Source organism: Agromyces sp. NBRC 114283, from assembly GCF_030268405.1.
Taxonomy (GTDB): Bacteria; Actinomycetota; Actinomycetes; order Actinomycetales; family Microbacteriaceae; genus Agromyces; species Agromyces mediolanus.
The window spans coordinates 3591513-3612923 of record NZ_BSQP01000001.1; the positions used below are offsets into that span (position 1 = coordinate 3591513).

General features: G+C 73.3%; 22 protein-coding genes and 1 tRNA gene. 13 read left to right on the plus strand and 10 right to left on the minus strand.

Annotated elements, in window-relative coordinates; translation table 11 throughout:
• Positions 1–15: 15 nt before the first annotated feature.
• The 3 genes from QSJ60_RS17210 to QSJ60_RS17220 all read left to right on the plus strand — a co-directional run bounded on the left by QSJ60_RS17210 (position 16) and on the right by QSJ60_RS17220 (position 2361).
• Positions 16–399: a RidA family protein gene (locus QSJ60_RS17210; RefSeq protein WP_189085633.1), complete on the plus strand. Its 384-nt coding sequence runs from the start codon at positions 16–18 to the stop codon at positions 397–399.
• 138 nt (positions 400–537) lie between these two features.
• Positions 538–2049 carry an APC family permease gene (locus QSJ60_RS17215; RefSeq protein WP_285464795.1) on the plus strand — a complete coding sequence of 504 codons (1512 nt, stop codon included), beginning with the start codon at positions 538–540 and terminating at the stop codon, positions 2047–2049.
• A 9-nt stretch (positions 2050–2058) separates the two neighbouring features.
• A complete protein-coding gene (locus QSJ60_RS17220; protein WP_285464796.1) occupies positions 2059–2361 on the plus strand; it encodes an acylphosphatase in 303 nt (100 codons plus the stop codon).
• A 70-nt stretch (positions 2362–2431) separates the two neighbouring features.
• Here QSJ60_RS17220 and rplA read toward each other — a convergent pair whose 3' ends face one another.
• The 5 genes from rplA to QSJ60_RS17245 form a co-directional block, all read right to left on the minus strand.
• Positions 2432–3121, minus strand: a complete 690-nt coding sequence (gene rplA / locus QSJ60_RS17225) for a 50S ribosomal protein L1 (protein WP_189085630.1) — start codon at positions 3119–3121, stop codon at positions 2432–2434.
• A 123-nt stretch (positions 3122–3244) separates the two neighbouring features.
• Positions 3245–3673, minus strand: a complete 429-nt coding sequence (gene rplK, locus QSJ60_RS17230; protein ID WP_189085629.1) for a 50S ribosomal protein L11 — start codon at positions 3671–3673, stop codon at positions 3245–3247.
• Between the two features lie 156 nt (positions 3674–3829).
• A complete protein-coding gene (gene nusG, locus QSJ60_RS17235; RefSeq protein WP_189085628.1) occupies positions 3830–4768 on the minus strand; it encodes a transcription termination/antitermination protein NusG in 939 nt (312 codons plus the stop codon).
• A 71-nt stretch (positions 4769–4839) separates the two neighbouring features.
• Positions 4840–5115, minus strand: a complete 276-nt coding sequence (secE, locus tag QSJ60_RS17240; protein WP_230768106.1) for a preprotein translocase subunit SecE — start codon at positions 5113–5115, stop codon at positions 4840–4842.
• A gap of 39 nt (positions 5116–5154) precedes the next feature.
• A tRNA-Trp gene (locus QSJ60_RS17245) sits at positions 5155–5227 on the minus strand.
• 158 nt (positions 5228–5385) lie between these two features.
• Here QSJ60_RS17245 and dgt point away from each other — a divergent pair.
• Together dgt and QSJ60_RS17255 are read left to right on the plus strand one after the other, a co-directional pair.
• Positions 5386–6903 (plus strand): dGTP triphosphohydrolase, encoded by a 1518-nt coding sequence (gene dgt, locus QSJ60_RS17250; RefSeq protein WP_230768108.1) that lies wholly within the window; start codon positions 5386–5388, stop codon positions 6901–6903.
• 64 nt (positions 6904–6967) lie between these two features.
• Positions 6968–8194, plus strand: coding sequence for a pyridoxal phosphate-dependent aminotransferase (locus QSJ60_RS17255; RefSeq protein ID WP_285464801.1), 1227 nt, complete (start codon positions 6968–6970; stop codon positions 8192–8194).
• A gap of 135 nt (positions 8195–8329) precedes the next feature.
• Here the strand turns inward: QSJ60_RS17255 and QSJ60_RS17260 are convergent, their stop codons facing one another.
• Positions 8330–9229, minus strand: a complete 900-nt coding sequence (locus QSJ60_RS17260; protein ID WP_285464802.1) for a LysR family transcriptional regulator ArgP — start codon at positions 9227–9229, stop codon at positions 8330–8332.
• A 71-nt stretch (positions 9230–9300) separates the two neighbouring features.
• On the opposite strand from QSJ60_RS17260, the gene QSJ60_RS17265 reads away from it, so the two are divergent.
• The 5 genes from QSJ60_RS17265 (at position 9301) to QSJ60_RS17285 (ending at position 13775) form a co-directional block, all read left to right on the plus strand.
• Complete coding sequence (locus QSJ60_RS17265; RefSeq protein ID WP_285464803.1) at positions 9301–10041, plus strand: LysE/ArgO family amino acid transporter; 741 nt, start codon at positions 9301–9303, stop codon at positions 10039–10041.
• Positions 10042–10147: 106 nt separating this feature from the next.
• Positions 10148–11074 (plus strand): ABC transporter ATP-binding protein, encoded by a 927-nt coding sequence (locus QSJ60_RS17270; protein ID WP_285464805.1) that lies wholly within the window; start codon positions 10148–10150, stop codon positions 11072–11074.
• The gene (locus tag QSJ60_RS17275; RefSeq protein ID WP_285464806.1) at positions 11071–11934 is read left to right on the plus strand and encodes an ABC transporter permease; all 864 of its coding nucleotides are present in this window, start codon (positions 11071–11073) and stop codon (positions 11932–11934) included. Before QSJ60_RS17270 ends, QSJ60_RS17275 begins: the two co-directional genes overlap by 4 nt.
• Positions 11935–11955: 21 nt before the next feature.
• Complete coding sequence (locus QSJ60_RS17280) at positions 11956–13134, plus strand: sensor histidine kinase (RefSeq protein WP_285464808.1); 1179 nt, start codon at positions 11956–11958, stop codon at positions 13132–13134.
• On the plus strand, positions 13131–13775 hold the full coding sequence (locus QSJ60_RS17285; RefSeq protein WP_285464810.1) for a response regulator: 645 nt from the start codon (positions 13131–13133) through the stop codon (positions 13773–13775). Before QSJ60_RS17280 ends, QSJ60_RS17285 begins: the two co-directional genes overlap by 4 nt.
• Positions 13776–13799: 24 nt before the next feature.
• Here QSJ60_RS17285 and QSJ60_RS17290 read toward each other — a convergent pair whose 3' ends face one another.
• From QSJ60_RS17290 to QSJ60_RS17300, 3 genes are all read right to left on the minus strand, one after another.
• A complete protein-coding gene (locus QSJ60_RS17290; RefSeq protein WP_372458705.1) occupies positions 13800–16493 on the minus strand; it encodes a phosphoenolpyruvate carboxylase in 2694 nt (897 codons plus the stop codon).
• Positions 16494–16616: 123 nt separating this feature from the next.
• Complete coding sequence (locus tag QSJ60_RS17295) at positions 16617–17288, minus strand: LuxR C-terminal-related transcriptional regulator (protein ID WP_189085617.1); 672 nt, start codon at positions 17286–17288, stop codon at positions 16617–16619.
• A complete protein-coding gene (locus QSJ60_RS17300; protein WP_285464811.1) occupies positions 17281–18480 on the minus strand; it encodes an ATP-binding protein in 1200 nt (399 codons plus the stop codon). The genes QSJ60_RS17295 and QSJ60_RS17300 overlap by 8 nt, the downstream gene beginning before the upstream one ends.
• A gap of 115 nt (positions 18481–18595) precedes the next feature.
• Here QSJ60_RS17300 and QSJ60_RS17305 point away from each other — a divergent pair, with 115 nt between their 5' ends.
• Both QSJ60_RS17305 and QSJ60_RS17310 read left to right on the plus strand, forming a co-directional pair.
• Positions 18596–20263, plus strand: coding sequence for a PspC domain-containing protein (locus tag QSJ60_RS17305; protein WP_285464812.1), 1668 nt, complete (start codon positions 18596–18598; stop codon positions 20261–20263).
• Positions 20260–20754: a hypothetical protein gene (locus QSJ60_RS17310; RefSeq protein WP_285464814.1), complete on the plus strand. Its 495-nt coding sequence runs from the start codon at positions 20260–20262 to the stop codon at positions 20752–20754. The genes QSJ60_RS17305 and QSJ60_RS17310 overlap by 4 nt, the downstream gene beginning before the upstream one ends.
• Here the strand turns inward: QSJ60_RS17310 and QSJ60_RS17315 are convergent.
• Complete coding sequence (locus tag QSJ60_RS17315) at positions 20682–21053, minus strand: hypothetical protein (protein WP_230768128.1); 372 nt, start codon at positions 21051–21053, stop codon at positions 20682–20684. The two genes, QSJ60_RS17310 and QSJ60_RS17315, sit on opposite strands and share 73 nt — an antisense overlap.
• Positions 21054–21190: 137 nt before the next feature.
• On the opposite strand from QSJ60_RS17315, the gene QSJ60_RS17320 reads away from it, so the two are divergent.
• On the plus strand, positions 21191–21394 hold the full coding sequence (locus QSJ60_RS17320) for a hypothetical protein (protein WP_285464816.1): 204 nt from the start codon (positions 21191–21193) through the stop codon (positions 21392–21394).
• Positions 21395–21411: the final 17 nt, after the last annotated feature.

Genomic DNA, 21411 nt, shown 5'->3' on the forward strand with positions numbered 1-21411 from the left:
AATCAGGAGCACCCCATGCCGAAGACCGCCGTCACCCTCTCGAACGCGCCGAAGCCCGCCGGGCCCTACAGCCACGGCGTCGTCGCGAACGGCTTCCTCTACACCGCCGGCTTCGGCCCCCAGGACCCGGCGACGGGCCTCGTCGTCGAGGGCGGCGTGCAGGAGCAGACCCGTCAGGTCCTGCGCAACATCGGCGCCGTGCTCGCCGAGTACGGCCTCGGCTTCGACGACGTCGTGAAGGTGACCGCGCACCTCGAGGACCTCGCCGACTTCGCCGAGTACAACGAGGCGTACGCGGAGTTCTTCCAGGAGCCCTACCCGGTGCGCACGACGGTCGGCTCGCGCCTCGCGAACATCCTCGTCGAGATCGATGTCGTGGCGGCCGTGCCGCAGGGCTGATCGAGCGGGGTCCCTTCGAATCATCCGGTTCTATAGCTTTACCGTCGGAGGTATGGCTATGCTGGCGCTCGACCCGCGCGACCGGCCCTCACGACCGGCCCTCGTGACGCGAGATCAACGACGATCGAAGGGACCCCCATGCCTGCAGAACCCGAGGTCACCCACCTCGACGACGCCGAGCACCTCCAGGTGCTCGGCTATGACGACTCGTTCAACCGCTCGATGAGCCTGTGGGCGAACTTCGCCCTCGGCTTCACGTACCTCTCGCCGCTCGTCGGCGTCTACTCCCTGTTCGCCGTCGCGCTCACGATCGGCGGCCCGCCGTCGATCTGGTGGATCGTGATCGTCGGCTGCGGGCAGCTGCTCGTCTCGCTCGTGTTCGGCGAGATCGTCTCGCAGTACCCGATCCACGGCGGCATCTACCCCTGGGCGCGTCGGCTCTGGGGCCGTCGCTACGCGTGGATGGCCGCCTGGGTCTACATCTGGGCGATGATCGTGACGATCACCGCGGTCGCCGAGTTCGGCTCCGGCTTCGTCGCGAGCCTCTTCGACCTCGAGCTCACCCCCGGGGTGAACCTCGCGATCACGCTCGGCCTGCTGCTGCTCGCCTTCGTGTTCAACTTCTCGGGCACGAAGACGCTCGCCCGGGTCGCCCAGATCGGCCTCGCCGCCGAACTCATCGGCGTCATCGGCCTCGGCCTCTACCTGCTGATCTTCCAGCGCAAGCACGACTTCGGCGTCTTCTTCGACACGATGGGCGTCGAGGGCGACGGCAGCTACGCGGTCGCCTTCCTCGGCGCCGCGCTCGCCGGGCTCTTCCTCTTCTACGGCTTCGAGGCCTGCGGCGACGTCGCCGAGGAGGTTTCGAACCCCGCGAAGCGCATCCCCCGGGCGATGATGATGACGATCCTCGTGGGCGGCGTCTCCGCGCTGTTCTCCTTCGGCGGCTACGTGCTCGCCGCGCCGAACCTCGAGGCGATCGTCTCCGGCGAGGACGCGGACCCCATCCCCGGCATCCTCGCCGACACGCTCGGCCCCGTCGGCGCGAAGGTCTTCCTCCTCGTCGCGATCACGGCGTTCATCTCCTGCGTGCTGAGCCTGCAGGCGGCGGCGAGCCGGCTGCTGTTCTCCTTCGCCCGCGACGGGATGATCCCCGGGCACACCTGGCTCGCCAAGGTCTCGCCGCGCAACAAGGTGCCCACGAACGCCCTCATCGTCGCCTGCACGGTGCCCGCGATCATCAGCGTGCTGATCTTCCTGAACGGCAACCTGCTCGTGCCGATCACCTCCTTCGCGGTGCTCGGCATCTACCTCGCGTTCCAGATGGTCGTGCTCGCCTCGCTCCGGCAGCGGCTGAAGGGCTGGCGGCCCGCCGGACCGTTCTCGCTCCGCGGCGCCGGCATCGTCGTGAACATCCTCGCCCTCGCCTACGGGATCTTCGCGATCGTGCTGATCGCCCGCCCCGGTGAATCGGGCGATGTGTTCGCCGACTGGGTCGTGCTCATCGGCCTCGGCATCGTCCTCGTCACCGGGCTCGCGTACCTCTTCATCGCCCGGCCGGACCGGAAGTCGAGCGCTCCCGAGGGCGACGCCATCGCGGTGGCCGAGGCGATCCGGACCCGCACCGGGGCGACGCCCGTCAGGCGGTAGCGTGGCGGGATGATCCGCCGCCACGTCCTCGTCTCCGGCCACGTGCAGGGGGTCGGCTACCGCTACCTCGCCCGCAAGCACGCCGAGCGGCTCGGCATCGCCGGCTGGGTGCGGAACCTCCCCGACGGGCGCGTCGAGGCCGAGATCGAGGGCGAGCCGGCGGCGGTCGAGACGATGCTGCGCCGGCTCGAGGCCGGTCCGCCCGGGTCCCGGGTGACCGGCCTCGAGGTCGCCGATCGGCCCCTCGCCGAGCCGGCCGAGGAGGCAGCTGCGTCGGGCGAGCGCATCCGGCGCTTCCAGATCCTGCGCTGAGGCGCAGCGCGCAGAACACGCAGAACGGCCCGCCGGATCACCGGCGGGCCGTTCTCTGGTCTGAGCTGGCTCAGATGGCGTTGACGTCCAGCGGGATGCCGGGACCGAAGGTGGTCGACACGGCGCCCTTCTGGATGTAGCGGCCCTTCGAGCTCGACGGCTTGAGGCGCAGGACCTCTTCGAGCGCAGCCTTGGCGTTCTCCTCGAGCTGCTCGGTCGAGAAGGAGGCCTTGCCGACGACGAAGTGCACGTTGGCGTGCTTGTCGACGCGGAACTCGATCTTGCCGCCCTTGATGTCGGAGACGGCCTGGCCGACGTTCGGGGTCACGGTGCCGGTCTTCGGGTTCGGCATGAGGCCGCGCGGACCGAGCACCTTGCCGAGACGGCCGACCTGGCCCATGAGCTCGGGCGTCGAGACGGCCGAGTCGAAGGCGGTGTAGCCCGCGGCGACCTTCTCGATGAGCTCGGCGCCGCCGACCTCGTCGGCGCCGGCCGCGATCGCAGCCTCGGCGGCGGGGCCGGTCGCGAACACGATGACGCGGGCGGTCTTGCCGGTGCCGTGCGGGAGGATGACGGTGCCGCGCACCATCTGGTCGGCCTTGCGGGGGTCGACGCCGAGCTTCAGCGCGACCTCGACGGTCGAGTCGAACTTCGCCGAGCCGGTCTCCTTGGCGAGGGCGACGGCCTCGCTCGGGGTGTAGTACTTGCCGGCCTCGATCTTCTCGGCCGCGGCCCGGTAGGCCTTGGACTTCTGTGCCATGTTGCTTCTCCTTGCGAGAATGTGGTCATCGCGCCTGGCGGGCGCTGCCACGAATGAGAGTTCTGAAGGCGGATGCCTCGAGGCATCCATCCGACGGGCTCAGCGAATGAGCCCGCGAGGCGATTATTCGACCGTGATGCCCATCGACCGGGCGGTGCCGGCGATGATCTTCGACGCGGCGTCGAGGTCGTTCGCGTTCAGGTCGGACATCTTCTGCTCGGCGATCGCACGGACCTGGTCGGGGCTGATCTTGCCGACCTTGGTGGTGTGCGGGACGCCGGAACCCTTGGCGACGCCGGCGGCCTTCTTGATGAGCTCCGCGGCGGGCGGGGTCTTCAGGATGAAGGTGAAGCTGCGGTCCTCGTAGACGGTGATCTCGACGGGGATCACGTTGCCGCGCTGCGACTCGGTGGCCGCGTTGTAGGCCTTGCAGAACTCCATGATGTTCACGCCGTGCTGACCCAGCGCCGGACCGATCGGCGGGGCGGGGTTGGCGGCGCCGGCGTTGATCTGAAGCTTGATCAGACCAGTGACCTTCTTCTTCGGTGCCATGATTTCTCTCTTTCTGTTCGAACGCCCCGGCGGGGCACTCTCCCGTCACTCCGGCGGTTCCGGGTGGCGGTGGATCGTGTGGTTCGGGCTGGCCCGAACGCAGCACAACCCTCCGAGTATACCGGAGGGTCGGCTGGACGCGCGGTGGGAAGCCTGCTAGAGCTTCGTGACCTGGTCGAAGCTGAGCTCGACCGGGGTCTCGCGCTCGAAGAGCGAGACGAGGACCGTGAGCTTGCCGCTCTCGGGCTTGATCTCGCTGATCGTGCCGGGCAGGCCGGCGAAGGAGCCGTCCTTGATGGTGATGGTCTCGCCGACCTCGAAGTCGACCTCGGCCTGCACCTGACGCGCGGCGCCGGAGGCCGCGGCGGCCTTCGAGCCCTTCGCGGCGGGCACGTCGGCGGGGGCGACGAGGCTCTTCAGCATGCCGAAGGCCTCTTCGAAGCGCAGCGGCGTCGGGTTGTGGGCGTTGCCCACGAAGCCGGTGACGCCCGGGGTGTGGCGGATGACCGACCACGAGTCCTCGTTGAGCTCCATGCGCACGAGCACGTAGCCGGGGATGCGCACGCGGGTGACCATCTTGCGCTGGCCGTTCTTGATCTCGACGACGTCTTCCATCGGCACTTCGACCTGGTAGATGTAGTCGGCCATCGCCATCGACTCGCGGCGCTGCTCGATGTTCGCCTTCACGCGGCGCTCGAAGCCCGCGTAGGAGTGGATGACGTACCACTTGCCCGGCAGGAAGCGCAGCTCGGCGCGGAACTCCTCGTACGGGTCGAACTCGTCTTCGGCCTCAGTCTCGGCCTCTTCTTCGACGGCCTCCGCGGCCGCCTCGGCCTCGTCGGCGGAGTCGATGTCGAGGGCGTCGTCGACGACCGCGTCGGCCTCGGGGTCGCTCGCCTCGGCGAGGGAGTCGAGGACGGCGTCGAGGTCGACCTCGTTGCCCTCGTCGTCCACCACGTGGACGGCGACGTGCTCGGCCGCCTCGGAGGAGTCCTCCTCGTGCTGGTTGACGTTGCCCGTCTGCGCCTCGTCGTCCTCGGCCGACTGCTCGGCAGCCGTGGCCCAGTCGACGTCGTCGCGCTCAGTCCTTGACACTTCTGATCCTTACTTCGTGAGTCCCGACCGCCACTCGGCGAGTCTCGGTCGACGCGGGCCCGAAGCCCCGATCAGACTCCCGGTTGCCCGAAGACGTACACCACCAGCAGACCGAACAGCTGGTCGAGGCCCCAGACGAGCGCCATCATGATGATGACGAAGACGAGCACGACGATCGTGAAATTGACGAGCTCCTTGCGGGTCGGGGTGACGACCTTCTTCAGTTCTGCGATGACCTGACGGATGAACAGGGCGATCCGGGCGAACGGATTCCGACGCGCAGCGCGGTCGCGCTTGGCGTTGGCGACGACATCCTCGCTGGGTTCGTCGATGATCTTCCGGGCCACCTGTACACCTTTCGTGGGCCGGCATTCACTGCCGGCTCGCAGGGCGGACAGGACTCGAACCTGCAACCTGCGGTTTTGGAGACCGCTGCTCTACCAATTGAGCCACCGCCCTAGGCCCCCGTTGCTGGGGCCGAGGAGGCTGCCAGTCTCGCCGCAGCCGACCGCGTCCGAAACGGATTTCGGGCGCAGTGAAGCATTGCCGGAACGAGCAACCTCATCCAGTCTATGCGACACGAGCGGCTGGCGCGAACCGACGCCTACATTGGGACCATGACCCCGGACCGCGCCGCCCGCCGCACGCCTGAACCGAGCTCGAGCGTCGAGGTCACCGGCGAGCACTCCCAGTTCCGGCTCGACCTCGAGCGGATCCGCTTCTCGCCCTACTTCTCGCGCCTCTCCGCCGTGACCCAGGTGATCGCGCAGCCCGGCGCGGGACCCCTCATCCACAACCGGCTCACGCACTCGATCAAGGTGACCGCCGTCGCCCGCGCGATCGCCGTCGGCTTCGCCGACCCCGCCTCGCCGGCCAACGCGCTCGCCCGCGAGCACGGCTGCGACGCCGTCGTCGTGCAGGCCGCCGCGAGCGCGCACGACCTCGGCCACCCGCCCTTCGGCCACCTCGGCGAACGCGTACTCGACCGGCTCGCCCGGGAGACGCTCGGCCTCGCCGACGGCTTCGAGGGCAACGCGCAGAGCTACCGCATCCTCGCGACCCTCGACGTGAGCGCCGCCGCCCCGCACGGGCTGAACCTCACCTCCGCGGTGCGCGCCGCCGTCGCGAAGTACCCGTGGACGCGATTCGCCCGGCCGGTGCCGTTCCCGGACGGCGGCCTCCCCCGCGGGCTCCGGCTCGTCGACGGCGCCGTCGAGGCCGGCAAGTTCTCGGCGTACGACCTCGACGCCGCCGACCTCGCCGCCGCGCGCACCGGGCTGCCGCCCATGGTGCAGTCGCTCGAGTGCTCGATCATGGACACCGCCGACGACATCGCCTACTCCATCCACGACGTCGACGACTTCTACCGGGCCGGCCTGCTCAGCCAGGGCGCCGTGGCCCGGGAGTTCCGCGGCTGGACGCAGGCCGCGACCGAGCTGCGCGAGCTCGCCGACGAGGAGCTCGCCGCCCGCACCGCGCCGCCCGGCTCCGCCCTCGAGGCGCTCCGCCGCAAGCTCCGCCGCTCCGACGGCTGGATCGCCGACGACGACGCCTTCGCCGCCGCGGTCGACGCCGTCGCCGACGACCTCGTCGACGGCCTGCTCGCCTCCCCCTTCGACGGCTCGATCGCGTCCGAGCGGGCGCTGTCCGCCTTCACGAACGGCTGGATCGGGCACCTGCAGACCTCGGTCGTGCCCGCGCCGCCCGGCGTCGCCCGCACCGGCCTCGTCACGCTCGATCGGGCGGCCTGGCACGAGGTCGAGATCCTGAAGTTCGTGCACCGTCACTTCATCCTCGACCGGGCCGACATCGCGATGTACCAGCGCGGGCTCAGCCGGGTGCTGACCCGCGCGGTGAAGGGGCTCACCGCCTGGGCGACCGACGAGTACGACCGGCACCGCGTGCCGCAGCGGCTGCGCGAGCTCATCGAGATCGCGACCGACGGCTACGCCCTGCTCCGGCGCACCCGCCCGGAGGGCGTGCCGGTGCCCGAGGTCGGCGAGCTCGCCCGGCTCGGCGTGGGCCGCGGCGTCGTCGACTACGTCGCCTCACTCTCGGACGACCAGGCGCTCGCGGTGTCCGAGGCGATCGACGGTCGGCCGGACCGGCTCTGGGACATCGGTCAGAACCTCTGATTCCACGGCGGATGCCGGTCGGATCGACGGTTCGGCCGCAGCATCCGCTCGGTAGACTCGCGGTGTGACCGAGAAGCCGCGCCTGTCCGCCCGCATCGCCGCCATCGCCGAGTCCGCGACCCTGAAGGTCGACGCGAAGGCGAAGGCCCTCCAGGCCGAGGGGCGCCCGGTCATCTCCTACGCGGCCGGCGAACCCGACTTCGCGACGCCCGAGCACATCGTCGAGGCGGCGCTCGCCGCCACGCACGACCCCAAGAACTACCGCTACACGCCGGCCGCCGGGCTGCCCGAGCTCCGCGAGGCGATCGCCGCCAAGACGCGGCGGGACTCCGGGCTCGACGTGCCCGCCTCGCAGGTCGTCGTCACGAACGGCGGCAAGCAGGCCGTCTACCAGGCGTTCCAGGTGCTCCTCGACGAGGGCGACGAGGTGCTCGTGCCGACGCCCTACTGGACCACCTACCCCGAGGCGATCAAGCTCGCCGGCGGGCGCCAGGTCGACGTCTTCGCGGGCAGCGAGCAGGGCTACCTCGTCACGGTCGAGCAGCTCGAGGCCGCGCGCACCGAGCGCACGAAGGTGCTGCTGTTCGTCTCGCCGTCGAACCCGACGGGTGCGGTCTACGCCCCCGAGCAGGTGCGGGCGATCGGCGAGTGGGCGCTCGAGCACGGCATCTGGGTCGTCGCCGACGAGATCTACCAGAACCTCACGTACGCCGGACTCGACACCGAGGTCGGCGCGCCCGCGCCGCGCGCCGTGTCGATCGTGGAGGCCGTGCCCGGGCTCGCCGAGCAGACGATCCTCGTGAACGGCGTCGCGAAGACGTACGCCATGACCGGCTGGCGCCTCGGCTGGATGGTCGGCCCCGCCGACGTCATGAAGGGCGCCGCGAACCTCCAGTCGCACCTCACCTCGAACGTGTCGAACATCTCCCAGCGGGCCGCGATCGCCGCCCTCACCGGCCCCCAGGAGCCGGTGGAGCAGATGCGCCGCGCCTTCGACCGCCGCCGCCGCACGATCGTCGCCGAGTTGTCGAAGATCGAGGGCATGCGGGTGCCGGTGCCCGAGGGCGCGTTCTACGTGTACCCCGACGTGACCGGCCTCCTCGGCCGCGAGTGGGGCGGCGTCACGCCGACCACCTCGCTCGAGCTCGCCGACCTCATCCTCGAGCGGGCCGAGGTCGCCGCGGTGCCCGGCGAGGCGTTCGGGCCGAGCGGCTTCCTGCGCTTCAGCTACGCGCTCGGCGACGAGCCGCTGCTCGAGGGCGTGCAGCGCCTGCAGCGCCTCTTCGGCTGAGCCTCCCTCGGCGCACCCCTCCCCCGGCGCGCCTCCCCCGGCGCGCCGCTCCCGGCTCGACGTCAGTACTTGCGGGTGCCGAGCGCCGCGCACCCGCAAATACTGACGTCACACCACGGAGGCCGGGGCCCAGCGTCAGGCGAACGCGCGGCGGGCCTCGGCCACCACGGCGTCGGCGATCGTGTCGAGCAGCGGCGAGCGCAGGTTCCACTGCTGCCAGTGCAGCGGCACGTCGATCGGCGGACCGCCGAGCGGCACGAGCCGCCCGTCGGCGAGCTCCTCCTCGCTCTGGAAGCCGGGCAGCATGCCCCAGCCGAGCCCGAGCTTCACGGCGACGGCGAAGTCGTTCGACGCCGGCACGTAGTGCCTGGGCGGCCCGGCGGCGTCGGCCCCGACGAAGCGCAGGAAGCCGGTCTGCAGGTCGTCGCGCCGGTCGAAGTCCACGAGCGGCGCGCCCGACAGCGCCGCGGGCGTCATGCCCCCGGGCAGCCAGCGCGCCATGTACTCGGGCGTCGCCACGGCCCGGTAGCGCATCACGCCGAGCGGCCGGGCGACGCAGCCGGCGACCGGCGTCGCCTGCGAGGTGATCGCGGCCATCACGGTGCCGGACTCGAGCAGCTCGGCGGTGAAGTCCTGGTCGTCGCGGTGCAGGTCGAAGACGACCGGATGCCTCGCCGCGAGCCCGGCGAGGGTGGGCAGGATCCAGGTGCCGAGCGTGTCGGCGTTCACCGCGAGCGGCACCGCGATGGGGCGGCGGTCGGCCTCGCCCTCCGCCCGCCCGAGCGCGAAGCCCGCGAGCGCGTCGTGCTCGAGCAGCGCGAGCTGCCGTGCGTAGCGCACCACCGCCTGGCCCGCCTCGGTCGCACGTACCGGCTTCTGCCGCACGAGGAGGACCCGGCCGAGGTGCTGCTCGAGCGCCTTGATGCGCTGCGAGACAGCCGAGGGCGTGATCTGCAGCACCCGGGAGGCGGCGTCGAAGGTGCCCTCGGCGACGACGGTCGCGAGGGTGCGGGCGAGTTCGGCGGGGATCTCCATCTGTAGCCATGCTAATGCTGATGAAGAATCCTGAACTGTACTTCAGACATCCGGGGTCCTAGCGTCGAGGCGTGGATCTCAGCTCGACCCTCGCCGGCCTCGGCCTCGGCCTCTCGCTCATCGTCGCCATCGGCGCGCAGAACGTGTTCGTGCTGCGCCAGGGCATCCGCCGCGAGCACGTCTTCGCCGTCGCGGCGGTCTGCGCGATGTCGGACGCCGTGCTCATCCTCGCCGGGGTGTCGGGCATCGGGGCCGTGCTCACCGCGGTGCCGTGGCTCGTCGACGTCGTCCGCTGGGCGGGCGCCGCCTTCCTCGCGGGCTACGCCGTGCTCGCCGCGAAGCGCGCGATCCGCCCGAGCGGCGCGACGCTCGGCGCCGGTGCATCGACCGCGGCGCCGTCCGACGGGACACCGGACGGCGCCGCACCCTCCGCTGCCGGCCCGGCCGCCACGACCTCCGCGGCCGGCACGCTCACGGCCGCGCCCGCCCGGCCGACGCACGAGACCGACACCGCCGCCCGCACGACCCTCCTCGCGACGCTCGGCACCTGCCTCGCGCTCACCTGGCTGAACCCGCACGTCTACCTCGACACGGTGTTCCTGCTCGGCTCGGTCGCGAACGGGCACGGCGAGGGCCGCTGGTGGTTCGCGCTCGGGGCCGCGCTCGGCTCGGTGCTCTGGTTCTTCGGCCTCGCGTACGGGGCCCGGCTGCTCGGCCGGGTGCTCTCGACCCCGCGGGCCTGGCGGATCCTCGACGGCGTCATCGCGGTCGTGATGCTCGCCCTCGCGGTGTCGCTCGTGCTGCCGCGCTGAGCCGGAGGCGCCCGCTCGGGTCCTCGCGGCATCCACCGATCGGGGGATGCCGGAATCGCCAGTTCGGGGGTGCCCACGACCGCCCCGGGCGCGGGAGCATCGCAGTATGGACCAGATTCAGAGCCCCGCCGTCCGCGTGCGCGGCCTCCGCAAGGCGTACGGCGGGGTGACCGCCGTCGACGGCATCGATCTCGACATCGCCCGCGGCGAGACGTTCGCACTGCTCGGCCCGAACGGCGCCGGCAAGTCGACCACGATCGAGATCCTCGAGGGCTACCGCCGGCGCAGCTCGGGCGAGGTGTCGGTGCTCGGCGCCGACCCGGCGAGTGGCGGCCGCGCGTGGCGCTCCCGCCTCGGCATCGTGCTGCAGTCCGCACCCGAGGCCGGGCTGTACACGGTCCGCGAGCAGCTGCGCCAGTTCGCCGGGTACTACCCGAACCCGCGCGACGTCGACGAGGTCATCGCCGCCGTCGGACTCGAGCAGAAGGCCGGCACCCGCATCTCGAAGCTCTCCGGCGGGCAGCGCCGCCGCGTCGACGTGGCGCTCGGCATCGTCGGCCGCCCGCAGCTGCTGTTCCTCGACGAACCGACGACGGGCTTCGACCCCGAGGCCCGCCGCGAGTTCTGGGGCCTCATCGAACGGCTGAAGGCCGAGGGCACCACGATCCTGCTGACCACCCACTACCTCGACGAAGCCGCGCAGCTCGGCGACCGCGCCGCGGTGATCCTCGGCGGCCGGATCGTCGCCGAGGGCGCCATCGCCGAACTCGGCGGCCCGGCCGCCAGGGTCCCGATCGTGCGCTGGCGGGATGCCTCGGGCATCCGCCGCGAGCAGCGCACCGAACGGCCCGCCGAGCTCGTCGCGGCCCTCGCGGCCGAGGCCGGGGCGTCGGCCGACGGGCGCGGCGGCGAGCCCGCCGAGCTCGAGGTCATCCGCCCGAGCCTCGAGGACGTGTACCTCGAGCTCGTGGGCGCCGCCGAGGCATCCGCCGTCTCCCCCACCGTCGCGATCCCCGAGGAGGCCCGCGCATGAGCGCCGTCACCACCCCGTCCACCGCCGGCCGCACCGGCGCAGCCCGCCTGCCGGGCGTCATCGCCGCGGGCCTCAGCCGCATCGGCTACGAGGTGCGCGGCTACTTCCGCAGCCCGGACACGGTGTTCTTCACCTTCCTGTTCCCGCTCATCATGCTCGGCATCTTCACCGCCGCGTTCAGCTCGTCCGGGGACATCGCGCCCGGGCCGGGCACCGCGGGCGTCAGCGTCGGCGCGTACTACCTGCCCGGCATGCTGGCGGCGGGCGTGCTGCTCTCCGGCGTGCAGAATCTCGCGGTCGACATCGCCGGTGAGAAGGGCGACGGCACGCTGAAGCGACTCGGCGGCACCCCGCTGTCGCCGGTGTCGTACTTCATCGGCAAGCTCGGCCAGGTGTTCACTACCGGTCTGCTGCAGGCGGCGCTGCTGCTGCTCGTCGCGGCCACCGTCTTCGGCGTCGAGCTGCCCACGAGCGGCGAGGCCTGGCTGACCTTCGCCTGGGTGTTCGTGCTGGGCACGGTCGCCTCGGCACTGCTCGGCATCGCCCTCTCCGCGGTGCCGCGCAGCGCCCGCTCGGCGACCGCCGTCGTCGTGCCGATCGTGCTCGTGCTGCAGTTCATCTCGGGCGTGTACCTGCAGTTCTCCGCCCTGCCGGAGTGGATGCAGAACCTCGCGAGCCTGTTCCCGCTGAAGTGGATGGCGCAGGGCATGCGCGCCGCGTTCCTGCCGGAGGACTTCGCCGTCATGGAGCAGCACGGCACCTGGGACCTCGGCTGGGTCGCACTGTGGCTCCTGGTCTGGCTCGTGATCGGGCTCGTCGCGAGCCGGCTCACGTTCCGCTGGATCCGACGCGACGCCTGAGGCCCGTGAGAGCATGACGGAATGCTGAACCGCCGCTGGTGGGACCTCGCCGCCGTCGCGGTGTCGGCCGTCGTCGTCACCTTCGGCCTCGTCTTCCCGCCCTACGGGCCGCGGGACTGGGGCAGCTGGTCGGTCGTCGCGGCGTTCCTGCTCGTGTACGTCGGCTACCTCAGGTGGCGCGTCGGCTCGGAGGACCCGCGGCACCACGTCGCGATCACCGCCATCCTCGTCGCCGTGGTGTTCGCCGGCACGGCGTTCGACTCCGGCGCCGCGACACTGCAGGCCTTCGCCTATCCGTTCCTCTGGATCACCGCGCCGTCGACGAAGCGCGCGATCATCGCCAACGTGCTGCTCGCGCTCGCCGTCGGTGCCGGCTACGCGGTCGGGCTCGGGCCGACGGGTGTGCTCCCCGGCCTCGGCGTCGGCGCCCTCTCGCTCGCGTTCAGCCTCGCCCTCGGCCTGTGGATCACCCGCATCGCCGAGGTCGGCGAGGAACGGGCGCGGCTGCTCGACGAGCTGCAGGCCGCCCAGGGGCAGCTCGCGACGATGCACCGGGAGACGGGCGTCACCGAGGAGCGGGCCCGGCTCGCGCGGGAGATCCACGACACGATCGCGCAGAGCCTCACCGGGCTCGTCATGCTCGCCCAGCGCGCGGAGCGGCGCCTCGACGCCCCGTCGCCCGACGTGCCGGCCGCGCGGGGCGACCTCGGCCTCATCGAGGAGATGGCGCGCGAGGCGTTGACCGAGGCGCGCGGGCTCGTCGCCGCGGTCTCCCCCATCGCGCTCGACACGAGCCTCGCCGACGCGCTCGGCCGGCTCGCCGCCGGCTTCGAGCGGGAGACCGGCGTCGCCGTCGCGCTCGACGTGCGCGCGCCGGGCCTCGACCGGGAGCTCGAGGTCGTGCTGCTGCGCGCCTCCCAGGAGGGGCTCGCGAACGTGCGGAAGCACGCGCGGGCGGCGCACGCCGCGCTCAGCGTCGAAGCGGCGGACGGGATGGCCCGGCTCACGGTGCGCGACGACGGCGTCGGGCCCGGCCCGGACGATCCGCCCGGCTTCGGACTCGCCGGGCTCCGCGACCGGGTGGCCCTCGCCGGCGGGCGGGTGACGTTCGGCCCGGCCCCCGGCGGCGGGGCCGAGCTCCGCGTCGAACTGCCCGTCGAGGCATCCGACCGCGTTCCGAACGAAGGGAGCACCGCGTGACCGCGCCGATCCGCGTCGTCGTCGCCGACGACCACCCCATCGTGCGCGCCGGCATCGTCGGCCTGCTCGAGAGCGCCGAGGGGATCGAGGTCATCGGCGTCGCCGCCGACGGGCTCGAGGCCGTCGCGCTCGCGGCCGAGCTGTCCCCCGCGCTCGTGCTGATGGACCTGCGCATGCCCGGCCTCGACGGCGCCCGGGCGACCGCGCGCATCCTCGCCGAGGGCGGCGGCGTGCGGGTGCTCGTGCTCACCACCTACGACACCGACGAGCACATCGTCGAGGCGATCGAGGCGGGCGCCGCCGGGTACCTGCTGAAGGCGGCGCCGCAGGACGAGATCCTCGCCGGCATCCGCGCCGTCGTCGCGGGCGAGACGGTGCTCGCACCCTCGGTCGCGGCCCAGCTCGTGCGGCGGATGCGGGCGGACGCCGGTGGCGCGACGGCCCTGCCGCAGGCCCTCTCGCCGCGGGAGCTCGAGGTGCTACGGCTCGTCGCGGCCGGCAGTTCGAACCCCGAGATCGCCCGCACGCTCGTGATCGGCGAGGCGACGGTGAAGACGCATCTCGCGCACGTGTTCGAGAAGCTCGGCGTGAACGACCGCACCCGCGCCGTGACCCGCGCGATGGAGCTCGGGCTGCTCTGAGCCCGAGCTCCCGCGGGCGCCGGCTCAGCCCGTGTTCTGCAGGCCGGCGGCGATCCCGTTCACGGCGAGCAGCAGCAGCCGCAGCTCGTGCTCGTCGGGCGTCGCGCCGGCGGTCTGCTCCTCGCGGACCGCACGGAGCGCCCGGAGCTGCAGAAGCGACAGCGCGTCCACGTAGGGGCTCCGCAGCCGCACCGCTCGCTGCAGCACCGGCTGTTCGGCGAGCAGCTCGTCGTGCCCGCTCGCCCGCAGCACCCACTCGCGGGTGAGGGCGAGTTCGTCGAGCACGAGGGCGGCGAGCTCGTCCCGGTCGCCGAGGGCGAGATAGCGCTCGGCGAGCCGGTCGTCGGCCTTCGCGAGCGACATCTCGACGTTGTCGATCATCGAGGCGAACAGCGGCCACTCCCGGTACGCCCGGCGCAGCAGCTCCTCGTCGCCGACCGCGGCGAGCGCGGTGCCGAGCCCGAACCAGCCGGTGAGGTTGATCCGCGCCTGCGTCCAGGCGAACACCCACGGGATGGCCCGCAGGTCCTCGAGCGAGGACACCGAGAGCCCGCGCCGCGCGGGTCGGGAGCCGAGGGCGAGCAGCCCGACCTCCTCCATCGGTGTGACCCGGGCGAACCAGGGCGCGAAGCCCTCCGCCTTGACGAGGGCGAAGAAGCGGGCGCGGGAGGCCTCGTCGAGCCGCGCCGCGAGCCCGGCGAAGCGGGCGGCGGCCTCGCGGTTGCGCTGCTCGTTCTCGGGGCTGCCGGCGAGCAGCGTGGCCGCGGCCATCTGCTCGAGGTGGCGGGCGGCGATGTCGGGGTCGCCGTAGCGGGCGAAGATGACCTCGCCCTGCTCGGTGACCTTGAAGCGGCCGTCGACGGAGCCCGGCGGCTGCGCGAGGACGGCCTCGTTCGTGCGCCCGCCGCCGCGGCCGAGCGCGCCGCCGCGACCGTGGAAGAGGGTGAGCTCGATGCCGTTGCGCTCCGCCCAGGCCGCGATGCGCGCCTGCGCGGCGTCGAGGGCGAGCGTCGCGGCGACTGGCCCGACGTCCTTCGAGGAGTCGGAGTAGCCGAGCATGACCTCCACCGCCCGGCCCGTCTCGGCGAGGCGGCGCTGCACCTCGGGCAGCTGCAGCATGCCGTCGAGGATGTCGGTGGACGCCTCGAGATCGGCGAAGGTCTCGAAGAGCGGGATGACGTCGAGCACCGGGGCCTCGTCGCCGAGCGCGGCCTCGGCGAGCCGGAAGACGTTCGCGAGGTCGTCGGCGCTCTGCGTGAAGGACACGATGTAGCGGCGGGCGGCGCGCAGCCCGCCCCGGCGCTGCAGTTCGGCGATCGTGCGGAACACGGCGAGCACCTCGGTGGCGAGCTCGCTGCGCGCCGCTCCGGGCTCCGCCTCGGCGAGCTCGGCGAGCACGCGCCGGTGCACCTCGGAGTGCTGACGCACCTCGAGCTCGGCGAGGTGGAAGCCGAAGGTCTCCACCTGCCAGACGAGCCCCTGCAGCTCGCCGTTCGCGCTGCGGTGGGCGCCCGCCGCGGCGAGCGAGGCCTGTACGAGGCGGAGCTCGGCGAGCAGCTCCTCGGGCGAGCCGTAGGCGAGCGTCGCGTCGCCCTCTCGGGTGGCGCGCAGCCGGGCGGCGATGACGAGGAGCACCCGGCGGTGCGGCTCGTCGGGCGCGCGCGTGCCGATGCCGGCCGTCACCTCGGGGGCGAGCCGCTGCTGGGCGGCCCAGAGTTCCCGCACCTCGGGCGAGGCGGGCGTGCCGTCCTCGGCGAGGGTGAGGCTGCGGCCGACCCGGGTGGCGGCGCGCTCGAGCCCGAGCAGCACGTGCTCCGCCGCGATCCCGGCGGCGGCGGCCGTCGTCTCGGCGGTGACGAAGGGGTTGCCGTCGCGGTCTCCCGCGATCCAGCTGCCGAGGCGCACGAAGGCGGGGGCGACGGCGGGGGCGAGCCCGGCCTCGCGGCCCTGCAGGCGGTCGTCGAGCTGCCGGTACACCCGCGGCACGACCTCGAAGAGCGTCTGGTCGAAGACGTTCATCGCGCTGCGCACCTCGTCGAGCGGGGTGGGCCGGGTGGTGCGGATCGGCGAGGTGCGCCAGAGCACGTCGATCTGCTCGGCGAGGCGGCGGTCGAGCTCGGCGGGGTCGGCGGCCGGGGCGAGCCGGAGCAGCTCCTCGCGCTCGGCGAGCAGCTCGCCGACGCGGCGGATCGCGGAGGCGACGGCGCGGCGCCGGGCCTCGGTGGGGTGGGCCGTGAGCACGGGGTGGAAGCGCAGCCGGCGCAGACGCTCGGCCGCGGCATCCTCGCCGATCTCGGCGACGAGGTGGTCGTAGGCCGCGCCGAGCGACTCGGCCGGGGCGTCGCGGTCGCCGCCGTCGCGGGCGCGGAGCACGCGCACGCGGTGGTGCTCCTCGGCGAGGTTCGCGAGGTGGAAGTACACCGTGAACGCGCGCGCCACCTCCTCGGCGCGCGCGGGCGTGAAGGCGGCGACGAGGGCTTCGGCGTCCTCGAGGGAGGCGCCCTCGCCCTCGTACGCGGCGATCGTGAGCGCCCGGAGGCGTTCGACGTCGTCGAGGAGGGCGGGACCGCCGGCCTCGGCGAGCACCGTGCCGAGGAGGCTGCCGAGCAGGCGCACCTCGGCGCGCAACTCGTGGTCGATGCGGTCGCTGACGGCCTCGCGGGCGCTGGGGTCGTGGTGGGCTGCGGCGGGCTCTGAGGGGAAGGCGGAGCTGGTCACCCTGCGACCGTACCCGGATTCGCGTGACGGTCACATTTCGTCACGTCACATTCCGCGACCCGCGGCCGCGATCCCGAGTTGCCCGACTTTCATGAAAGTCGGGCAAGTCGGCGTGGGGGCTGGTCAGAGCAGGCGGCGGGCGGTCGCCCAGGCGGTGAGCTCGTGGCGGCTGGAGAGCTGCAGCTTGCGGAGCACCGCCGAGACGTGCGTCTCCACCGTCTTCACCGAGATGAAGAGCTCGGCCGCGACCTCCTTGTACGCGTAGCCGCGGGCGATCAGCCGCATCACCTCCTGCTCGCGCGCCGAGAGCCGGTCGAGCTCGTCGCCCGCGACCGCCGTCTCGCCGACCGCCGCGCCGAAGGCGTCGAGCACGAAGCCCGCGAGCTTCGGCGAGAAGACCGCGTCGCCGGTGGCCACGGCGTGCACCGCCCGGCTCACCTCGCCGCCGGAGGAGCCCTTCGTGATGTAGCCGCGGGCGCCGGCGCGGATGACCCCGACGACGTCCTCCGCCTTGTCCGAGACGCTGAGCGCGAGGAAGCGCGTCGCGGGCAGCTCGGGCGCCGCCCGCCGGATCACCTCGGCGCCGCCGGTGCTGCCGGCGGGCACGGCGAGCCCGGGCAGGTGCACGTCGAGCAGCACGACGTCGGGCGCGGTCTCGACGACGACGGCGAGCGCGGACTCCACGTCGTGCGCCTCGCCGACGACGTCGATCGAGGCGTCGAGGTCGGCTTTCAGCCCGGAGCGGAAGATCGAGTGGTCGTCGACGACGACGACCCGGACGGATGCCTCAGCCACGCGTTCCCCCTTCGCCCGGCGCCGCCGCCGGCATCCGCAGCCGCACCTGGGTGCCGACGCCGCCGACCCCGGGGCCGACCTCGGCCTCGCCGCCCGCGCGGCGCATCCGGCCGACGATCGACTGCCGCACACCGAGCCGGTCGGCCGGCACGTCCTCGAGCGAGAAGCCCTCGCCGCGGTCGCGGACGAAGACCTCGACGGCGTCCGGACGGCCCTCCACGTAGACGGAGACCTCGCCACCCGCGTGCCGCGCGGCGTTCAGCATCGCCTCCCGGCTCGCGGCGGCGAGCTCGCCCGAGGCGCGTTCGCGCTGCTCGCCCACGACGACCACGTCGACGCTCACCGGGTACTCGATCTCGAGCACGGCGGCGACCTCGCGCAGCTCGGCGCCGAGATCTCGGTCGGGCACGGCGTCGCCGGCGAAGAGCCATTCGCGCAGCTCCCGCTCCTGCGCCCTGGCGATGCGGGCGACCTCGCTCGTCGCCCCGGCCCGGTTCTGGATGAGGGCGAGCGTCTGCAGCACCGAGTCGTGCAGGTGGGCGGCAATCTCGCTGCGCTGCTCCTCGCGGATGCGGCGGGTGCGCTCCTCGCTCAGCTCCCGGAACCGGGTCACGAGCGTCGGCGCGTAGACGAGCGCGATGCCCGCCACCGCGGCGAGGGCGACGGCGAAGGCGGGACGCGGCGCTTCGCTCGCGGCCGGTCCGAACACGATCACGACGGCGACGAGGGCGAGGGCGACCGTCGCGACGATCCGCACGGCGAACTCGTGCCGCGGGCCGCGGTCGGCGTCGGGCCGATCGAGGAAGCCCGCCCAGGCGGACGCCGCCACGATGAGCCCGACGCCCGCGAGCGCGGGCCAGAACCAGGCGGGCCCGCCCGTGGGTGGTCCGCCGGAGACGGCGGCGAGGCCGAGCGGCACGGCGGCGGCCGCGAGGAGGATCCAGGCGACGGGGGCGCGACGCTTCGGCGCCTGCTCGCCCGGCTGCAATGGCGTGAGCGCCCAGAGCCAGAGGTAGAGCAGCAGGCCCGCTCCGCCGAGGAGGCTCGTCAGCACGAAGCCGAGCCGCACGAGCGCGACGGGCCAGCCGAGGTGCTCGGCGAGGCCTGCGGCGACGCCCGTCGCCACGCAGTCGCGCGGGCGGGCGAGGCGGGGCACGACGCGGTCGTCGCCCGTCGCGGGGGCGGTGCTCATGCCTGCCATCCAAGCAGACCGGGCCGTCGCCCCGACCGCCCCTGGACCCCGTTCAGGGTCGAATCAGGGGTTCACCCCATCGCGGGCGGGAGCCCGGGTGCGCCAGCATCGAGGCATGGAGACGAATCGCACCGCTCCCCACGACGCCGAGGCGCCGCGGGACGAGCAGGGGGAACGCAGGACCGACGGCCGGGGCACCGGTGGCGGAGCGGGCGGTTCGGCTCCGAACGGCGGCCCGGGCAGCGGCTTCTTCGCCGATCTGCGCCGGGCCGGGGTTCCGCGCCGCGAGGGCTGGATCGGCGGCGTCTGCGCCGGCGTGGCCGCGCGGATCGGCCTCGACCCGATCCTCGTGCGCGGCATCGTCGTCGTGCTGGCCGTGCTCGGTGCGCCGTTCCTGCTGATCTACGCGGCCGCCTGGCTGCTGCTGCCCGACCTCGAGGGGCGCATTCACCTCGAACAGCTCTTCCGCGGGGTCGTCGACCCGGCCCTCGCCGGCATCGCCGTGCTGACGGTCGTCGGGATCATCCCGCTCGTGCAGGGCGGCTGGCTCGGCTGGCGCTGGTGGCCCGATCTGCCGTCGCTGCCCGACCCGCTGTTCGGCTTCGACCTCTCGGTTCCGCTCCGGCTGTTCTGGGTGCTGCTCCTGCTCGGCGGGCTCGCCGCACTCGTGGTGTGGCTCGTCCGGCGCGCGAGCGCCACCGGCGGCGTGGATGCCTCGGCCCGGCCCGCCCCGGCGCAGGCCGCCCCGGCGCAGTCGACTCCCGCCGAGGCCGGAGCCGGGTCCGGGTCCGCGCCGGCTGCGCCCGAGGCATCCGCCGGCCTCGACGCATCCGCCGCCGCGACCACCGCGACGACGGCCGCGTTCGCCGGGGAGGCGCCGCCCGCGCCCGCCCCGCCGCCCCCGCCGCCGCTCGAGCCGGGCCCGGACGCCTCGGGCGAAGAGCTCGGCGCCTGGCGCCAGAGCCACGACGCGTGGCGCGCGGAGCACGCCGAGTGGCGCGCCGGTCAGGCCGAGGCCGACCGCCGGGCCCGCGCCGCCGCCGCCGAGGAGAACCGCGCGCAGGCCCGCGAGCTCATGGCGCGGGCCGACGCCGCCCGCGCCGCCCGCCGGGCGAGCCGTCCTCGTGCGAGCGCCGCGTTCGTGTTCACCGCGCTCGGCCTCGCGATCGTCGGCGGCGCGGTCGCTGCCATCGCCGCGATGTCGAGCGCGAGCACCGACGGCTTCGCCGTCCCGCTCGCGCTCGCGACCGCCGTCTGCGTGTTCGCCGTGGCGATGGTGATCGCCGCGCTGCGCCGGCGCCGCAGCGGCTGGCTCGCCTTCTTCGCCTCGGCCACGACCCTCGTGATGCTCGCGGCGACCGCGATCGCGGCGGTGCTGCCCGAGGGCCGGCTGATCGGGCCGAATGCCTCGATCTCGCTCTCGACGCCGCAGCGCCTCGTGCAGCCGCTCGGCGACGCCTACCTGAGCCTGTACACGACGCCCGGCTCGGCGGCGGAGGGACCGGCGACGGTCGAGCTCTCGCAGGGCATCGGGCAGGCCTGGGTCACGATCGACGACGGCGACCGGCTGCAGCTGGACGCCTCGGACGCCGGCGGCGTCACGATCTGGGTCACCGACGAGAACGGCGGGATGTCGGCCATCGGGCCGGACACCCGGCGGCCGTTCGTCGTCGGCGGCCCGGACGGCCTCGCGAGCGACGAGGGCCCGGTGGACGCCCGCCTCGTGCTGCGGCAGTGGACGGGGTCCGTGTACGTCGAGATCCGATCGGAGATGCAGGGATGACGAAGCCCACCCCGGACCGCGAGGCCGAGACGAACGCCGAGCCCGAGGAGACCGCCGTGACCGAGGTGCTCGCGCCCGCCGAGACCGCGGAGACGCTGGTGCTCGCACCCGAGGCACCCGCAGCGCCCGCACCGGGCGTCGCCGAGCCGGCCGACGCCGCGCCCGCGCCCGCGCCCGCGCCCATCGAGAGTCCGACGATCCGCTGGGGCGCGCTCGTCTGGGCGCTGCTCTTCCTGGCGATCGCCGGCACGACGATGTGGCTGCTCATCTCGCCGGAGCGGCGCGACGCCGTGGGCGACTGGCTCGGCTCGGTGCATCCGCTCGTGCTCGTGCTCTCGGGCGTGATCGCCGTCGGCGTCGTGATCGCCCTCTTCGGCATCGTCGGGCTCATCCGCCGCGGCGAACGAGCCCGGCGCGGTCACCAAGCGGCAGGCAGCTCCCGGTCGCCGAGCGGCGTCAGCTCCGGCGGCATCGGCCAGGCGAGCTCGTAGCGCACGAGCGGCGCGTCGATCGCCCCGAAGTCGTCCTTCTTCACGACGATGCCGCGGGTGCTCACCTCGGTGATCCGCACGCGCAGCTCGGTGCCGTTCTCGAGGCGCAGCGCGTAGGGGTCGGCGAGGTAGCGGATGCCGAGCTCCTCCAGCAGCGTCTCGCCGTCGAGCCAATCGACGGGGCCGCCGTGCTCTCGCCCGAGCAGATCGACGGGCACGAAGCCCTCGCCCTCGGGGCGCAACCAGCCGACGAGCTCGCCGTCCGGGCGGCGGTGTTCGATGAAGTCGCTGCGGTCCACCCGCCGAGCCTAGCCCGCCTGCTCCTCCCCACTGCCGTCTGTGACGGAACGCTCCACAGCTTCAGGCCCGAACCCGACGGCGCCCGACGGATCGCATAGGGTCGAAACACCGGGGGCCGAGACAGGAGGAGGGTGCGATGACCGAGGTGCAGAGCTGGGTGCTCATCGGGGTGTTCACGAGCGTCGTCATCGGCATGATGAGCTGGCAGACCGTGCACCTGAGTTCGCTGTTCCGCGCCGAGATCGGGCGGGCCACCGCCGAACTCCGCACGGAGCTCGCGACGATCGACCGCGACGTGCAGGCGCTCACCCGCCGCGCCTTCGGCGGCGAGACCGGCTGAGTCGCGAGCCGTCGTCG